Source organism: Variovorax sp. 10N420, from assembly GCF_056394705.1.
In genome coordinates this window covers 498,712-514,966 of the sequence record NZ_JBFTIJ010000002.1, presented here as the reverse complement: position 1 = coordinate 514,966, position 16,255 = coordinate 498,712, and the positions used below count along the sequence as shown (strand labels likewise).

The 16,255-nt window shown below is 63.9% G+C and carries 16 protein-coding genes; 5 read left to right on the top strand and 11 right to left on the bottom strand.

Going from position 1 to position 16,255, the window contains the following annotated elements; genetic code table 11:
* Nucleotides 1-29: 29 nt before the first annotated feature.
* The 3 genes from AC1DEK_RS06855 to AC1DEK_RS06845 form a co-directional block, all read right to left on the bottom strand.
* Nucleotides 30-3,191 carry an efflux RND transporter permease subunit gene (locus tag AC1DEK_RS06855; protein WP_478124461.1) on the bottom strand — a complete coding sequence of 1,054 codons (3,162 nt, stop codon included), beginning with the start codon at nucleotides 3,189-3,191 and terminating at the stop codon, nucleotides 30-32.
* Nucleotides 3,188-4,303, bottom strand: a complete 1,116-nt coding sequence (locus AC1DEK_RS06850) for an efflux RND transporter periplasmic adaptor subunit (RefSeq protein ID WP_478124460.1) — start codon at nucleotides 4,301-4,303, stop codon at nucleotides 3,188-3,190. The genes AC1DEK_RS06855 and AC1DEK_RS06850 overlap by 4 nt, the downstream gene beginning before the upstream one ends.
* A 76-nt stretch (nucleotides 4,304-4,379) precedes the next feature.
* Nucleotides 4,380-4,997 carry a TetR/AcrR family transcriptional regulator gene (locus AC1DEK_RS06845; protein ID WP_478124459.1) on the bottom strand — a complete coding sequence of 206 codons (618 nt, stop codon included), beginning with the start codon at nucleotides 4,995-4,997 and terminating at the stop codon, nucleotides 4,380-4,382.
* Nucleotides 4,998-5,097: 100 nt separating this feature from the next.
* Here AC1DEK_RS06845 and AC1DEK_RS06840 point away from each other — a divergent pair, with 100 nt between their 5' ends.
* From AC1DEK_RS06840 to AC1DEK_RS06825, 4 genes are all read left to right on the top strand, one after another.
* On the top strand, nucleotides 5,098-6,555 hold the full coding sequence (locus tag AC1DEK_RS06840) for an efflux transporter outer membrane subunit (protein ID WP_478124458.1): 1,458 nt from the start codon (nucleotides 5,098-5,100) through the stop codon (nucleotides 6,553-6,555).
* Between the two features lie 175 nt (nucleotides 6,556-6,730).
* Nucleotides 6,731-7,177 (top strand): MarR family winged helix-turn-helix transcriptional regulator, encoded by a 447-nt coding sequence (locus AC1DEK_RS06835; protein WP_478124457.1) that lies wholly within the window; start codon nucleotides 6,731-6,733, stop codon nucleotides 7,175-7,177.
* Nucleotides 7,178-7,208: 31 nt separating this feature from the next.
* Entirely contained in the window at nucleotides 7,209-7,766 is a 558-nt protein-coding gene (locus tag AC1DEK_RS06830; RefSeq protein WP_478124456.1) for an isochorismatase family protein, read from the top strand.
* On the top strand, nucleotides 7,763-9,055 hold the full coding sequence (locus AC1DEK_RS06825; RefSeq protein ID WP_478124455.1) for an MFS transporter: 1,293 nt from the start codon (nucleotides 7,763-7,765) through the stop codon (nucleotides 9,053-9,055). The genes AC1DEK_RS06830 and AC1DEK_RS06825 overlap by 4 nt, the downstream gene beginning before the upstream one ends.
* 64 nt (nucleotides 9,056-9,119) lie before the next feature.
* Here AC1DEK_RS06825 and AC1DEK_RS06820 read toward each other — a convergent pair whose 3' ends face one another.
* The 7 genes from AC1DEK_RS06820 to AC1DEK_RS06790 all read right to left on the bottom strand — a co-directional run bounded on the left by AC1DEK_RS06820 (nucleotide 9,120) and on the right by AC1DEK_RS06790 (nucleotide 14,269).
* A complete protein-coding gene (locus AC1DEK_RS06820; RefSeq protein ID WP_478124454.1) occupies nucleotides 9,120-9,866 on the bottom strand; it encodes an ATPase in 747 nt (248 codons plus the stop codon).
* A gap of 61 nt (nucleotides 9,867-9,927) precedes the next feature.
* Nucleotides 9,928-10,140 carry a hypothetical protein gene (locus AC1DEK_RS06815; protein WP_478124453.1) on the bottom strand — a complete coding sequence of 71 codons (213 nt, stop codon included), beginning with the start codon at nucleotides 10,138-10,140 and terminating at the stop codon, nucleotides 9,928-9,930.
* Between the two features lie 126 nt (nucleotides 10,141-10,266).
* On the bottom strand, nucleotides 10,267-10,905 hold the full coding sequence (locus tag AC1DEK_RS06810; RefSeq protein ID WP_478124452.1) for an ABC transporter ATP-binding protein: 639 nt from the start codon (nucleotides 10,903-10,905) through the stop codon (nucleotides 10,267-10,269).
* A 17-nt stretch (nucleotides 10,906-10,922) separates the two neighbouring features.
* Entirely contained in the window at nucleotides 10,923-11,228 is a 306-nt protein-coding gene (locus AC1DEK_RS06805) for an NIPSNAP family protein (RefSeq protein WP_478124702.1), read from the bottom strand.
* A gap of 108 nt (nucleotides 11,229-11,336) precedes the next feature.
* Complete coding sequence (locus AC1DEK_RS06800; RefSeq protein ID WP_478124451.1) at nucleotides 11,337-11,672, bottom strand: hypothetical protein; 336 nt, start codon at nucleotides 11,670-11,672, stop codon at nucleotides 11,337-11,339.
* Between the two features lie 217 nt (nucleotides 11,673-11,889).
* Nucleotides 11,890-13,674 carry a thiamine pyrophosphate-requiring protein gene (locus tag AC1DEK_RS06795; RefSeq protein WP_478124450.1) on the bottom strand — a complete coding sequence of 595 codons (1,785 nt, stop codon included), beginning with the start codon at nucleotides 13,672-13,674 and terminating at the stop codon, nucleotides 11,890-11,892.
* A gap of 82 nt (nucleotides 13,675-13,756) precedes the next feature.
* Entirely contained in the window at nucleotides 13,757-14,269 is a 513-nt protein-coding gene (locus AC1DEK_RS06790; RefSeq protein WP_478124449.1) for a DUF421 domain-containing protein, read from the bottom strand.
* A 68-nt stretch (nucleotides 14,270-14,337) separates the two neighbouring features.
* Between AC1DEK_RS06790 and AC1DEK_RS06785 the strand changes: the two genes are divergently transcribed.
* Nucleotides 14,338-14,949, top strand: coding sequence for a ParB-like protein (locus AC1DEK_RS06785; RefSeq protein ID WP_478124448.1), 612 nt, complete (start codon nucleotides 14,338-14,340; stop codon nucleotides 14,947-14,949).
* Nucleotides 14,950-14,981: 32 nt separating this feature from the next.
* On the opposite strand, the gene AC1DEK_RS06780 is transcribed toward AC1DEK_RS06785, so the two are convergent.
* The gene (locus AC1DEK_RS06780) at nucleotides 14,982-16,151 is read right to left on the bottom strand and encodes a YihY/virulence factor BrkB family protein (RefSeq protein WP_478124447.1); all 1,170 of its coding nucleotides are present in this window, start codon (nucleotides 16,149-16,151) and stop codon (nucleotides 14,982-14,984) included.
* Nucleotides 16,152-16,255: the final 104 nt, after the last annotated feature.

Genomic DNA, 16,255 nt, shown 5'->3' with positions numbered 1-16,255 from the left:
GATGGAGGTGAATGGGAATGAGGAGCGGATCAGCGGCGGGACGAGCCCTGCGGATAGGCTTTTCTTGCGCCCGCCATAACAAGCGCCCAGATGGACGCCTTGCTTGCCGGCTTCTCGTCCACAGAACGGCCACCGTGGTCGGGCCTGATCTTGAACCAGATGGAATACATGGCCGGCAGGAACACCAGAGTCAGGACCGTTCCCGCCAGAGTGCCACCGATCAGCGTGTAAGCGAGCGCTCCCCAGAACACCGAATGGGTCAACGGAATGAACGCCAGGATCGCCGCCAACGCGGTCAGGATCACCGGTCGGGCACGCTGCACGGTGGCTTCGACGACCGCACGATGGGGATCCAGCCCAGCCTGTTGGTTCTGGTGGATCTGCCCGATCAGAATCAGCGTATTGCGCATCAGGATGCCCGACAGTGCAATCAGGCCGACCAGTGCGTTGATGCCGAAAGGCTGCTGAAACAGAATCAGCGTTGGCACGACGCCGATCAGCCCGAGCGGGCTGGTCAGGAAGACCATGACCATTGCGGAGATCGAGCGCACCTGAAAGATGATGACGAGCAGAGTCAAAGCCAGCATGATCGGGAACAGCGGCAGCATGGCTTTGGTCGCCTTCGCTGATTCCTCAATGGAGCCCGCCTGCTCGATGCGATAGCCGCCTGGCAGCGTGTCGATCATCGGCTGGAGTTGCTGCGTGATGGCTGTCGAAACGTCCGGCGGCTGCAAACCATCGGCGATGTCGCCGTGCACGGTGATCGTCGGCATTCGATCGCGCCGGCGCATCATGGGCTCCTCCATGACTACATTGATGTCGCCCACCTGCGACAGAGGGATGCGTTGGCCATTGCCGCCGGAGAGCGTGAAGTCCGCGATCCTCGCTGGGTCGAGACGGATGGCGCCTGCCGAACGGGCCACGACCTGCACAGTGCGAATGTCCTCACGCACGGCGGTGACAGGCACTCCGTTCAAAAAGAACTGCAGTTGCTGCGCCACGGCACTAGAGCTCAGCCCGAAGGCCTGCAATCGGTCTTGGTGCAAGGTGAAGTGCAAGGTGGGCGTGCGCGTGCCCCAGTCCGTGTTGACAGTACGCATCATCGGGCTGGCATCCATGACCTGCTGCACCTCGGCCGCAATCTTGCGCAGCTTGTCCGGGTCCGGCCCGCTGATCCGGTAGGCGACCGGAAACGGCGAGTACGGCCCGAACACGAGTTGCGTGACACGCACGCGCGCCTCAGAGGCCAGGCCATCGGCGATCGCCTGGCGCAGTCGGTGTTTCAACGCCTCGCGCTCATCCTGGCTGCCCGTACGGACCACGATCTTGGCAAATGAGGGGTCCGGCAGCTCGGGTCCCATCGCGAAGTAGAAGCGTGGTGCGCCTTGCCCGACGTAAGCCGTGACGATCTGTGCTTCCTTCTGTGTGGCCAGCCACGCTTCCACCTTCGCCGTGGCGCTGCTGGTCTGCGCGATCGAAGTGCCATAGGGCATCTGCACCTCGACCAGGACTTCGGGTCTGTCGGAAATCGGGAAGAACTGCTTCTTGACGATGCCCATGCCGAATATGGCCATGACGAAAAGGCTCACAACAGCGCCGGCGACCAGCCACTTGCGAGCGATGACGCGACCCAGCACTTGACGCAAGCGGTTGTAGCGCGGCGTGTCGTAGATCGCGGCGTGGCCGCCTTCGACCACCTTGAAATGAGGCAGCAGCTTGACGCCCAGGTAGGGTGTGAAAACCACCGCGACCAGCCAGGAGGCGATCAGTGCGATGCCGACGATCCAGAACATGTTGCTCGTGTATTCGCCCGCGGTGGACGGGGCGAAGCCGTTGGGCATGAAGCCGACTGCGGTCACCAGCGTGCCCGCGAGCATGGGCGCTGCGGTATGGCTCCATGCATACGCGGAGGCGGCGACGCGGCTGTAGCCCTCTTCCATCTTCACGACCATCATTTCGATGGCGATGATGGCGTCGTCCACCAGCAGTCCCAATGCCAGGATCAGGGAGCCCAGGGTGATGCGGTCGAAGTTCTTGCCGGTGGCGGCCATCACGATGAAGACCACCGCCAAGGTCAGCGGCACCGCTGCGGCGACCACGAGACCCGCGCGCCAACCCATGCTCACGAAGCTCACCAGCATGACCACCAGCAGCGCGGCAAAGAACTTGACCATGAATTCGTCGACCGAGGCGCTGATGTTGACGGCCTGGTCCGTGACCTTGGTCAAGCTCATGCCCATAGGCAGCTCGGCGTTGACCGCACCGACCTCCTTGTCCAAGGCCTTGCCCAGGTCGAGCCCGTTCCAGCCTTCTCGCATGACGACGCCCAGCAGCAGGGCCGGCTCGCCGCCGCTGCGGATCATGAAGGTCGCCGGATCTTCATAGCCACGCTCGACGGTGGCGACGTCTGAAAGCTTCAGTGTTCGACCCTGCGCTACGACCGGCGTATCGCGAATCTTCTGCAATTCGTTGAAAGGGCCTTCGAGCCGAATGAACACCTGTGGCCCCTGAGCGTCGACGGAGCCAGCCGGCGTCAGTGCATTCTGGCCATTGAGCGCAGCGAAGACGTCCTGCGGGCTGATGCCCAACGTGGCCAGGCGCTCATGTGAGAACTCGACGTAGATCCGCTCGGATTGCTCGCCGGCGATGTTGACCTTCTTCACACCGGGCACATGCAAAAGCCGCTGGCGCAGCGTCTCGGCGTCGCGCACCAGCAGGCGCTGCGGTTCGCCCTTTGCCTTGAGCGCGAACAGAGCAAAGGTGACATCAGCGTATTCGTCGTTGACCATCGGTCCGATCACACCAGGCGGAAGGTTGCCTGCCTCGTCGCCGACTTTCTTGCGGGCTTGGTAGAACTGCTCCTGCACTTGCGAAGGCGGTGTGCTGTCGAGCAAGGTCAAGGTCGTGAAGGCCAAGCCAGGTCTTGTGTAGGTCTCCGTCCGGTCGTACCAGCGCAGCTCCTGCATGCGCTTTTCGATCTTCTCGGCGACTTGGTCCTGCATTTCCTGCGCGGTGGCGCCGGGCCAGGCCGTGATGATGGTCATCACCTTGACTGTGAAAGCCGGGTCTTCCGCTCGGCCCAGCTTGAAGAACGAAACGAGACCCGCCAGCGACACCAGGCAGATCAGAAAGAGTGTGATGGAGCGCTCGCGCACGGCGAGCGCGGACAGGTTGAAACGGCCTTCGCTCACGGGCGGACTCCCTCCGTCGCAGCGGCGGCAGCTTGGCCGGCCACGCGAACCCGCTCGCCTTCGCGCAACAGGTGCGCGCCGAGCGCGACGATCCGGTCGCCTTGTTTGAGCTGGCCGGCGACGAGTGCGCCATCGTCATCCAGGCGCTGAACCGCAACCGGTTGCCAGTGAACCTTCGCCGGCTCGCCGCTGATGACCCACACCCCCGGCCCCTTGCCTGCATCGAACAGGGAGCCAATCGGCACCTGCAAGCCATCTTGCGCAGAGGAATCTCTATCCGGAATCCGAACGGTGACCGTGGCACCCAGTGGTGCATTGGCGAGATCTCCGTTCAGCACGTACCGCGCCTCGAAGGTGCGGGTCAGCCGATCCGCAGCATTCGAGAGTTGCCGGAGGGTGGTCGGCACGCTGACGCCCTCTTTGCCGAACAGCGTGGCCTGTCCGGCGGAGCCTATCGCCGGGCGCAGGGTTTCAGGCAACTGGACGATTGCCTCGCGAGCTCCGGCGCGGGCTAGGCGGACCACGGCCTGTCCGGCATTGACCACCTGGCCGGGTTCGGCCAGAGTTTCCACGACCACACCATCGCCGTCGGCTACCAGCTCCGCATAGCGGCTCGCATTGCGAGCCACGTCGGCCTGGGCCTCGGCCGCGCTGAGTTGGGCCTTGGCGGCATCCGCCGCGGCCTTGATCTGGTCGTAGGCCGAAGCCGATACCGCGCCGGTTCCACGAAGATCGTGGTAGCGGACTTCGTCCTCCGCCGTCTGCCGCGCCCGCGCTCGCGCAGCGGCGACCCCCTCCTGCTGCGCACGCGCCGCGAGCTTCAGATCGACCGGGTCGATGCGCATGAGCAACTGGCCGCGCTTGACGACCTGCCCCGCATCTACGAGCCGCTCGAGCACTTTGCCGGAGACGCGAAACCCCAGGTCGCTCTGGACCCGCGCCGCTACGGTCCCGGTGAAGGAGCGCGATACGGCGCTTGCCCCCTGAAGAGTGGCGGCACGCACCAGCGGCGCTTCCGTGCGCGGATCGGATTGCGCCTTCTCACCGCAAGCGACCAACCCACATGGCAATGCGCAGATGACTGTAGAGATAACGAGGAGGCGCCGAAGCATGAGAGGCCCAGGAGTGAGTTGATCGGGGCCTTCATTTTGATGCTTGTGACTATTTCAGTCAATAGTCACAACGACGTCAGGGTGACAAGCTGCGCAGCACCAGGCCAGACAGTTGAGCCGGCGCCTCGGCCGTGTAGGCGAAGCTATGCTGCAGGAGCAGCGGATTGACGTAGGGGTGCATGACCAGGTAGACGGCGATCGCGGTCTCGTCCAGGGGCGTTTTGCGCTCGAACTCGCCCGTCTCTCGCCCTTCCCGCAAGATGTCCTGAAGCAATTGCCGTATCCACGCTTCATGGTCGAGTGCCGCCTGCCAGCGCTCAGTGGCTGCAGAAGCTGCAATCTCATAGAGCTTGCGATCCTGGGAGAACAAGCGCAGGCTTGCCTCGACCACTGCCTTGAACATCCGCCGCAGCTTCTCGGCCGGCCGGTCGGCGCCGTCCACGGCCGTCCTGATCTCGACTTGGATCTCGCGCAGGCAGTTCGCACAGATCATCTCGCCGATGGCTTGCTTGGATTCGAAGAACTTGTAGATGTAGGCCTTGGAAAAGCCGATGGCCTTGGCGAGATCGGAGACGGTCGTCTTCTCGTAGCCATAGCGGCTGAAGTGCTCGGTCGCCGCAGCAACGATCTGGTCGCGCACTTCGTGATCGGCCGGGCCTCGAGCCGGAACGGGAGAACTGGTTGCTTTGTTCATGTCTCACAGCTTACTGCGACGGTCGGAAATCACCAACCAGTGACCAACTTGGACTATAGTCACGTCCCGACCACGTTTTCTGCTGCTCCGGAAGAAGCCCATGCCCAAACGCACCCTCGTCGCGCTCATCGCAGCCAGCCTCCTGGCAGGCTGCGCAGTCGGCCCCGACTACGTCCGGCCCGAAACGCCCATGCCCGAACAGTACCTGGGCCAGGCCGCAGTGGATCGACGTCCTGCCGCTGCCAGCGCCGACCTCCTTGTATGGTGGACGGGGTTCGGCGACCCGCAACTGACTCGATTCGTGGCGCTTGCGCTGGAGCAGAACCTCGATCTGGCGCAAGCTTCCGCCCGCGTCGCTCAAGCGCGCGCGGGACTCGGGGCAGCGAATGCAGCGTTACTGCCTTCCGGAAACATCGGAGGTCAAGCAGCCAGGGCCTACCAGTCGGTCGAAACGCCGCTAGGACGCGTCCTGAGCTCGACGCCCAGCTTCGATCGCTATGGCAACGTCTACGAAGCCAATCTTGGTGCGAGCTGGGAACTGGACGTGTTCGGCGGTCTGCGCCGTGGGTGGGAAGCGGCGCTTGCCGACTACCGGGCTTCGGAAGCAGGCGCGGCCGCCACCCGATTGACCGTGGCGGCACAGACTGCCGACATCTACATCAGTATCCGGGGATTGCAGACCCGGCTTGAGATTGCGCGGCACCAAGTGAGGACGCAGCAGGAGTTGCTCTCCACCGTCAACCTCCTCTATGGCAAAGGGCTGGCAGCCGAACTTCAGGTGCAACAGGCCGAAGGCCAGTTGGCCCAGGTCCGGGCGTCCGTACCCGTCCTGGAAGCAGGCCTGGATGCGGCCATGAACGCGATGGATGTGATGCTCGGGTCGTCGCCAGGCACGCATCGGGCGGAAGTGGCCGATGGCGGCATCATCCCCGCCGCCCCGCAGATCGCGGGCGCGGGTTCGCCAGGTGAGTTGCTCAGGCGCCGGCCCGATCTCATCGCAGCCGAACGCCGCCTTGCCGCATCGAACGCTCGTATCGGCGTTGCGATCGCCGAGTACTACCCCAAGCTCTCCCTGAGTGGACTGATCGGCAGCGCCACTTCGGTGTCCGCCGACAACCTGTTCACGAGCGGTGCAAGCCAGGCCGCCGGCCTGCTGGGCCTGCGCTGGCGCCTGTTCGATTTCGGCCGCATCAACGCGCAGATCGAGCTCGCCAAGGGCCAGGACGCCGAGATGCTCGCTGCCTATCGACTGGCCGTGCTGCGTGCAACCGAGGACGTCGAAAACGCCTTCTCGGCCCTGGTCAAGCGAGAGGAGCAGGCCAGCGTGCTCGCGCAGGGGGTGGACTCGCTCGACCGCGCGCAGCGCGCGTCGTTCGCGGCATACCGAAGCGGCGTCGTCAGCCTGATCGAAGTCCTGCAAGCCGACGAAAGCTTGCTGCGTGCCTCCGATGCGCGAGCACAGGCGCAGACCGATTCAGCACGCGCTGCGGTGACTGCCTTCAAGGCACTGGGCGGGGGCTGGCAGCCCAACGAATCCCACGTAGCGGGAATCAGATAGCCATCCTCGACTGTCCGCTGGTTAGATGGGGTTGTGTGAAAAGGCTCTCTTGACTGTCACACCAAAAAACTAGATCTGCCAACCCTCAAAGCGAAGTGGCTATGAAGCGTTCGTCCGCACGGTTCCAGATAGGAAGCTAGACTTCGCAGTTCGCCTTTGCACCGGTCCGTCCGACATGTCCTCCCTCGCCGAAACCGACGCCGAAACCACGCACACGGTCGCGGTCGAACTCCGCTTGGTGGCCTCCCAACTGCGCCGCCGTCTGCGGCAGCAGGCATCCGCCGCCGATTGGACCGAATCGCAACGGGCTGTCTTGCTGCGGCTGGAGCGCCACGACCGCGCGACGGTGACCGAACTCGCGCTTGCCGAGGGCGTGCGCTCGCAGTCGATGGGCGCCACGGTGGCGTCGCTGATCGAAGCCGGCTACGTCGAGGGTGCGCCCGACCCGGCAGACGGCAGACGCACGCTGCTTTCGCTCACGCCGCACGCGCGCAAGGTGTTTCGCCAAGTGCGTGCGGCGCGCGAGGACTGGCTGCAACATGCCATCGCGGCGCGCTTTTCCCCATCCGAACTGAAGCAATTGCAGGGCGCCGTGCGGCTGCTCCAGCGCTTGCTGGACTGACCCACCTCTCCCTAACTGCAGATTCATTCAAATGCCCATCACACAACTCGACCCCCACACGGCCCTGGTTCTGATCGACCTGCAAAAAGGCATCGTCGGCATGCCCACCGCGCATCCGTCAAGCGACGTTATTGCCCGCGCCGCGGAGCTGGCCGCCGCTTTCCGCCGCCACCAGTTGCCGGTGGTGCTGGTGAACGTGATCGGCGGCGCTCCCGGGCGAACCGATCCGCAACCGGCCAGAGCCGCTCCGGGCGCGGACTGGGCCGACCTCGTGCCAGAACTCGGTGCGCAGCCGCAAGACATCCGCATCAGCAAAAAGACCTGGGGCGCCTTCACCGGCACCGATCTGGCGGCCACCCTGCGCGGGCGCGGTGTGACGCAGGTCGTGCTGGCCGGCATCGCCACCAGCATCGGCGTCGAATCGACCGCGCGACAAGCCCACGAGCTCGGCTTCAACGTCACATTGGCCATCGACGCCATGACCGATCGCAACGAGCAGGCGCATGCCAACAGCGTCGAGCGCATCTTTCCGCGCCTGGGCGAAACCGGCAGCAGCTCGGACATCGTCTCGAAGTTGGAGGTGCGGTGAGCGGCACCTTCCGATCACTGCGAATTCGCAATTACCGGCTGTGGGCGGCCGGGGCGGTGGTGTCGAACATCGGCACGTGGATGCAGCGCACCGCGCAGGACTGGCTTGTCCTGACGCACCTGACCAAGCACAACGCCACGGCTGTCGGCATCGTGATGGCGCTGCAGTTCGGGCCGCAACTCGTGCTGCTGCCTTTCACCGGACTGGCGGCCGATCGGCTGGACCGGCGCAAGGTGCTGATGGCGACACAGGCCACCATGGGCCTGCTGGCGCTCGGACTGGGCCTGCTCACCATGAGCGGAATGGTCCAGCTCTGGCACGTGTACGTGTTTGCGCTTGTGCTGGGCTGCGTCGCGGCCTTCGATGCCCCGGCCCGGCAAACCTTCGTCTCGGAGCTGGTCCCGGAGACCGAGCTGGCCAATGCGGTGGGGCTCAATTCCACATCCTTCAACGCCGCGCGCATGGTGGGCCCGGCGGTGGCGGGGCTGGTGATCGCCGCGACCGGACCCGGCGAGGCATTCCTGCTGAACGCGCTGTCATACGTGGCGGTGCTGGCTTCACTGTTCAGCCTGCGCCGGTCTGAACTGTTTCCGCGGCTGGGCACGACCGGACGCGCCAAAGGCAGCCTGATGGAGGGCTTCCGCTATGTCTGGCGGCGGCCCGACCTTCGCGCCTTGCTCGCGATGCTGCTCCTTGTGGCCACCTTCGGGCTCAATTTTCCGATCTTCATTTCGACCATGTCCGTGAGCGCTTTCCATGGCGGGCCGGGGCAGTACGGTCTGTTGTCGTCGACCATGGCCATCGGCTCCGTCACCGGCGCGTTGCTCGCGGCGCGCAGGGCGAGGCCGCGTTTCGAGCTACTGATGTTCGGCTCGGCGGCTTTCGGGTTCGGCTGCCTCGCGGCCGCATCGATGCCGAACGTCATCGGCTTCGGGATCGCGCTCGTCGTGACCGGCATTGCGGCGCAGACGATCACGACGTCCACCAACAGCCTCGTGCAGTTGTCGACCGAGCCCGCGCTGCGAGGCCGCGTCATCGCGATCCTGCTTGCCACGCTGCTGGGCAGCACGCCGATCGGCGCACCCGTGGTGGGCTGGGTGGCCGACACATTCGGTCCGCGCTGGGCGATGGGTGTGGCTGCGGCCGCAGGGTTGGGGTCTGCGCTGATCGGACTGCGCTATTTGGTCAAGGCGCACGGTTTCCGGCTGCGGCGCGAAGGGATGTGGCTGCGGTTCAGCGCGCCGACGCCCTCCAGCGTGGCGACGGAGCCGGGTGCGAGCGCGTCTTGAATGGAGAAACTCGCACACGCGCTCGCGGCGAGTTCCCATCGTTCTCTTGGTCGTCGTCCTAGGCTCAGGCGAAGGCATTCCAAAGGTCGGTGCCGAGAAACCAAGGGTTGATGCGGCTGGACGCGAGCTCGATGGTCTCGAAGTCAGTGACCTCGGCGAGGAGCTTGTGCTTGGAACCCGAGTTGTCGAAGATGTAGGCACGGTGGGCGACCTCGCACGCCTGAGTCATCAGGGCGATCGACTTGTGATATCGCTCGACAACCTTCTCGGCAGCGACAGGATGTCCGCCCAGCAGCACGCGCCGCTGCACGCGGTCGATGTTGATGTCCGGGTCGTCCGTGGCCACGAAATAGAGGTAGACGCGATAGCCGCGGGCTCGGGCCTTCCTCATGAACTCGATCTTTGAGGGATGAGACATCACCGTCTCGAAGGTGAAGGTCCGTTCCTCCTCTAGAAGCTCCTGACGTACGGCATCTGCCAACGCCGCGGCGAGGTAAGAGTTGTATGGGCCGGGCACCCACAGCATCATGGCGTCGTTGAGCGTGATGCCCGAAAGCAGCGCCGGCAAGTCGAAGCTCTTTTTCAGTTCCGATGACTTGAGGCTCCGCTTGATCCGTTTTAACGCCGCGACCGGCTCGCCGCCGATCCCAAGATTGCGCAAGCTCAGGAAGCCCTGGCTGGCCTTGAGATCGCGCTCCATCTCGTCAGCATTGACGAAAACGCCTAACCAGCGGGGTTCCAGTTCAGGCTTGATCGTGCTTTTTCCAGAACCATTGGGTCCGGCCAGAACACGAAGGCGCGGCCGGGCCATTTGGGCCGCCCCCCGCAGGGGTGGCTTGGCAGTCTTGGTCCCAGGTTCGTCGTCGGCCGCGTTACCTGACACGCTTGAGGACCGTGCCCGGCTTGACGCGTTTGCCGATCGGCAGATCCTTGATGACGGTGATGCTGCCGTCGCGCTTGCGTTCGACCATTTGGCCGGTGCTCGTCTTCACAATGACGGCGCCGGTCTGTTTCAGAGTCGCCCAATAGGCGTCATGCCCAGCCTTTGCCGCGAGTTGAGGGATGCGTCGCTCGACGATTCGCATTCCTCTTTCGGTGAGGGAATTCAGGCTTGAACGGGTAGACATTTGAGTCCGATTGAAGGCAATGCGCGCAGTCTAGCAGCGGCTGACCGGAAGGCTGTCCGAAGGGCTATCGGGCCAAGCCAGCGTTCACCGCAACGGTAGCTCCATCAAACCGGCAAGCGGAACCGAATCCATCCGCTCGGCGCTTGCGACAACGATGGCGCGGTCGGGCCGCTCGGCCAATTCAGCGAGCGAGCGCCACAGGAAGCGGACCGATGCTGCGTCGAGTGCGGCTGCAGGTTCGTCGAGCAACGTGAGTGCGCGTTCCGATGCGAGCGCCGCGGCCAGCCACACCTTGCGCTTCGAGCCGGTCGAGAGCATGTACATCGGTTTGTCCAGGTGCGGAGTCAGGCCAAATCCCTCGACGAGTCCCTGCCACTTCGCCTCATCGAAGCGCGCATCGCCAGCCTTGAGAGATGCCGTGCACTGCACTGCCGTGACCTGATCAAACGTGTCGGTCGTCGGATCGCAAAAGAACACGTGGCGTCGATAGGCTTCCGGTTCGCTCTCGAGGCGTGCGCCTGAGAGGATCAGTCGGCCTTTGCCGGGCATGGTGCCCGCAAGCAGCCGAAGAAGGGTCGATTTGCCGCTGCCTGTGTCGCCGTACAACAGCGTGACTCCACCGCCAATGCAAGCGCTCCATCCAGCCGCGAGTGCCGGCTGCCCTGGGTACGCGAATCTCAAGTCCTCGATCTCGAGGATGGGGGCAAGTGCCGTGGCGTTCATGCCGCAACCCGGGCTCGTCACTCGAACACCGGCCTGAAGAAGCTGCGTTCATAGCTGACGATGCAGCGCGTGTCTTCTGCATACTTGAATGCCGCCTGGCACTCGGAATCATCGGCGGACGCAATGCGGTAGATCTCGTAGGCCGCAAGACTTGGAAAGGTGAACATCGCAAGAGCGATGTTGTTCGCTCCTTCGGACGGCAGAAAGTAGCCGTGATGCTGTCCCCCGAACTTCTCGACAAGCGGGATCCAGAGCTTGCCGTAGTGTTCGAATTCCTTCAGCTTGAAGGGGTCGATGACATATCGGAGATAGCAGGTGACCATTTTGAATTGCGAAGGGTTGGAGGTGGCGAGGACCATCGAACCGTGAGTATGCATGCCGGCTGCACGCCAAATGCGCGATGAAATAGGCCGGACCCCCAAATGACGAAGTCACCATGGCGGCGCAAGGTGTGCGCCAGAATTTCCTTCGACGCGAAGTCGGCCGTGGCCGAACTCGATCCGGAATTCACTACTTGGGCTCACCAGGATCGACATCGTCCGGCCATCGCTCAATGGCTTCGATTCACCGTTTGGATTTCCAGCTGGATGAGAAAACCACTTGACGCACAGCCCGGCCGCAAGTTCTTCGGCGGGCATGTGGCGCAAGTGGGCCGGCGGCGTCCTGGTCCAGTCGCTGAAGCCGACAAACCAGCCGGTTCCGCTGGTGTCCAAATCGCCGGCGTTGCCGAATTCGACTTTCTGCGCGAGAAGCTGCTTCGATTGCATGCTCGATCCGGCGTCAGGAATCTTCCTTCTTGCGGCTCTCGCGCACTGCCAAAGCAACCATGATGACCACTGCGGCGATTGCGAGGGCAATGAGGATGAGCGTTCCGGACATGACGATGGGCTTTCTGTTCAGTGATGCGGGGTCATCCTACGCTGATGAGCCCTGCTGACCGCACCCACCCGACGGGAGTCCCAAGACCCTGATGACTGGTTCGCCTCAGTGCCGCGATCCCGGCAACACCTTCGCCATGACTTGCCTGACCGTATTCGACAGCACGCTGCCAAGCTCCGGCTCGGAGACCGTCATCTTCATGAAGTTCTTCGCGTCCTCGGCGGTGATGTGCGGCGGCAGCGGCGGCACGTTCGGGTCGGTCACGCAGTTGAAGATCACCGGCCTGTCGGCGGCGAGCGCCTCGTCCCAAGCCGCGCCCAACTGCTCCGGGTCGTCGACGTAGATGCCCTTGAGCCCCAGCAGCTCCGCATAGCGGTGGTATGGAAAGTCCGGAATGCTCTGGGTCGACTCGGTCTTGCCTTCGCCCATCTGAACGCGCTCTTCCCATGTCACCTGCGAGAGATCGCGGTTGTTCAGCACCAGGACGATCAATCTCGGGTCCGACCACTGCCGCCAGTATTTCCCGACGGTGATCATGACGTTCAGTCCATTCATCTGCATCGCGCCGTCGCCAATGAAGGCGATGACGACACGATCAGGGAACGCCATCTTCGCGGCCACCGCGTAGGGCGTTGCGGAGCCGAGCGATGCCAGGCTGCCGGACAGTGAGCCCATCATTCCCCGGCGCATGGAGATGTCGCGTGCATACCAGTTGGCGACCGTGCCGGCGTCGCCGGTGAAGATGCAGTTGTCCGGCGCGCGTGGCGACAGCTCCCGGAACACGCGCTGCGGGTTGATCGGCTTGGCCGGTTGCATCGCGCGCTCTTCGAGCGTGTTCCACCATTTGGCAACGCCTGATTCGATGCCTTCGCGCCACGCGCCGGCCGGCTTCGGGTCCAGCAGCGGCAACAGGGCGCGGAGCGTCACGGCGCTGTCGCCGACGATGTTGACTTCCATCGGATAACGCAAGCTGAGCGACGCGCCGTTGATGTCGATCTGCACGCCTCGCGCACTTCCGGGCTTGGGCAGGAACTCGCTGTAAGGAAATGACGAGCCCACCATCAGGAAGGTGTCGCACTTCTGCATGAGGTCCCAGCTCGGCTCGGTGCCCAGCAGGCCGATCTGTCCAGTCACCCACGGCAGGTCGTCCGGCAACACGGCCTTCCCGAGCAAAGCCTTGGCGACGCCCGCCTGCAGCCGTTCCGCGACGGCGATCACCTCATCCGTGGCGCCCAGCGCACCCGCGCCGACGAGCATCGCCACCTTCTCGCCCGCGTTCAGCACGTTGGCTGCCGCTTGCAGGAATTCGGGCGCCGGAAGCTGCGCAGGCCCCGCATAGCCGACGCCGGTGTGGGTCGACCCGTGCGCCATGGGCGGTTCTTCATAGTCCAGTTGCTGGAGGTCGTTCGGCAAGATGACGCAGGTCACGGTCCGGTTCGTCGCCGCAATGCGCACGGCGCGGTCGATGAGGTGGCGCACCTGGCTCGGCACCGCGGCCGTGGCGACGAAATCGCTGGCCACGTCCTTGAACAACGATTGAAGGTCGACCTCCTGCTGGTAGCTGGCGCCGATCGCGGTTCGTGCCTGCTGACCAACGATCGCCACGACGGGCACATGGTCCATCTTCGCGTCGTACAAGCCATTCAAGAGATGAATAGCGCCCGGGCCGGACGTCGCATAGCAGAGGCCGACCTCACCGGTGAACTTGGCGTGCGCCGAAGCCATGAACGCGGCCATTTCTTCGTGTCGCACCTGGACGTAATGCAGGCCCTTGGCCCTCTCCAGAGCGACATCCAGACCGCCGATGCCATCACCCGGATAGCCGTAGATGCGATGAAGACCCCATTCCTGCAATCTCTGGCAGACAAACTCGCTGACGTTCATGCGCATGGCCGGCTCCTTTACAGGGACCCAGCCTGGGCCTTTGCATCAGGGCCGTTTGTGGGACAAAAGAGAAGCCGGTTGCGCGCATTCAGCCCGCATGGTCCTCCCTGCCGACGACGGTGACCTTTCCGTCGGTTTCAAGCAGGGCCAGCGCGACATCCGAGATCGCCTTATTCCCGATCGACTGCCGGATGGCCTCGTGCAGATTCCTGTCCGTCAGGAGGGCCCGCCGCATGGCGGCCGGGTCGATCTGTCCGTCACGGACGAGTTCGATCTCTGGCCCGTTGACCAGGTGATCCAACCAGGCCCAGCGCGTGCTGGCCAGCGCCACTGCACGATGGATGACAACAAGCACCGCAGCCGCGGCAACGATGCCCCAGAACGGCGACACACCCACCACCGCACGGCTCAGTACGGCGCCGAGAAGAACCGTGATGCATGCGTCGAACGGGCTGTGCTGGCCGAACGAACGCCGACCCGAAGCGCGAATGAGCACGAGCGCGATGACAAACACCACTGCACCGCGCATCGCCATTTGCCAGACCTCCAGATCCGGGCCTTCTCCGAACAGCGTGCTGACGAGGCTTGTGAGTTCATTCACGGCGTTCTCCTACTGCACGGCGCCGAGGGACTGCGCGAAGATCTTTCATCATTGCCTGGGGGCTTTCGATGTACAGCATTGGCTCGCAGCTCAAGGACGTGAAGCTCCGAGAGCTTCGTCCAACGCAGATCACTGTCGGGTTCAAGGAAGTCGACAAAAAACGTAAGTCGTGGTCTAAGCTTGCGCCCAAGGAAAGGCGTGAGGCCATGCGGCGCGAGTTGTTCCCGGCCATCCAGGGGCCGGGCAAGACCTTCTACATCGTCGACCACCATCACACCGCCGCCGCACTCGTGCGCGAAAAATCCGAATCCGTCACGGTCGGCGTCGTGAAGGACCTGTCCAAACTCGAGCCCCGGAGCTTCTGGATCTTCATGGACCACTACAGCTGGGTCCACCCCTACGACGAATCAGGCGACCGGCGGGAATTCGACGACATTCCCAAGGCGTTCGAGGACCTGCGCGATGATCCGTATCGCAGCCTGGCCGGCGAGGTTCGGGATGCCGGCGGCTTTGCCAAGTCCGATGCGCCGTTTCTCGAGTTCCTTTGGGCGAATCACTTTCGGCGCGCCATTCAGAAAAACCTTCTCGACGAAGATCCGAAGGAGGCCCTGGCCCAGGCGCTGGAAGTGGCTCGATCGAAGAAATGCGCGTACCTGCCCGGCTGGCCGGGACACAGCTGAAAGCCCCTGAAGGCCTGCGAAGCCAGATGCGCTCAAGCCGCAGTGCGCATCCTGCGCTGGCGCCTTGATTTTTCCTTGCGCTTGGTCCAGCGGGCCGCCACTGCGTTGGCGGTCACCAGGACGCCCAGCACCACCAGGCGCTTGATGAGTTGCTGCGCTGCCGAGTCGACGCGACGGTCGACCTCGACTTGCATCCTGGCAGTCTGGCCAAGGCCGGAGTAGTCCGGCATCGGCGGCGGCGGTGCCGCACCGGCCGAAGCCTTGGTCGGCCCTGCGCCGTCCGCGCTGCTGCGCGTCGCGTCCGCCGCCCGGCGAGCGGAGCGTGAGCCGTGCCGGTCTGCGTAGGCCTTGGTGAACTCGGCGCCCAGCAGAAATATCTGCGAGGCGTAGTAGACCCAGGCCACCAGCACGACCAGCGACCCGGCGGCCGCAAACGACTGCTGGAATCCACTTTTGCCCAGGTAGAGCCCGATCAGCAACTTGCCGAGTTCGAACAGCAGCGCCGTGACGAAGGCGCCGGTCGCCACGTCCTTCCAGGCAATCGGCACGGTCGGCAACAGCTTGAAAATCATCGCGAAGAGAAGCGTGAAGATCCCGATCGAGAACAGCTCGTTGATGCCCTGCAGAATGACCTCCCAGCCGGGGAGCAGGCTTCCGAACCACGTGTCGAACACCGCCAGCATTGCACTCACGACAAGCGAGACGATCAGCAGGAAAGCGAGCCCCAGGATCAGGCCAAACGACAGGATCCGCGCACGCAGCACGGCCCACACGCCCGAGGGCTTTTCCTTTTCGGGGACATGCCAGATGCGGTCGAGCGCACTCTGGAGCTCGGCGAAGACCGACGTCGCGCCGATGAGCAGCACCACGACGCTGATCGATCCTGCAATGAGGCCGCGCTGCGGCTCGTTCGCGCTTCGCAGCAGTCCTTCGACCGCGGTCGCTCCGTCCTGCCCGACCAGCCCTGAAATCTGCGCCACGATCTGCCCTTGGGCGGCTTCACGGCCGAACAAGGCGCCGGCGATGGCGATCACGATCACGAGCAGCGGCGCCATCGAGAAGATCGTGTAGTACGAGATGGCTGCGCCCATGCTGGGCGCGTAGTCGTCGGACCACGCCACGACCGAAGTTCGACAAAGATCGATGAACTGCTTGGGCTTCATGGCTGGCTCCGTCTGCTGGAACAGCTCGGGAGCCGGCATGATCAGACTTCCGCACTCCCGGGCGGCGGGTTCTACCAAGCTATTTCGCGCGGGTGGGGCGCGACGTCAGGCGGAGCGCGCGATTGGCTGTAGGCAGCCAACTG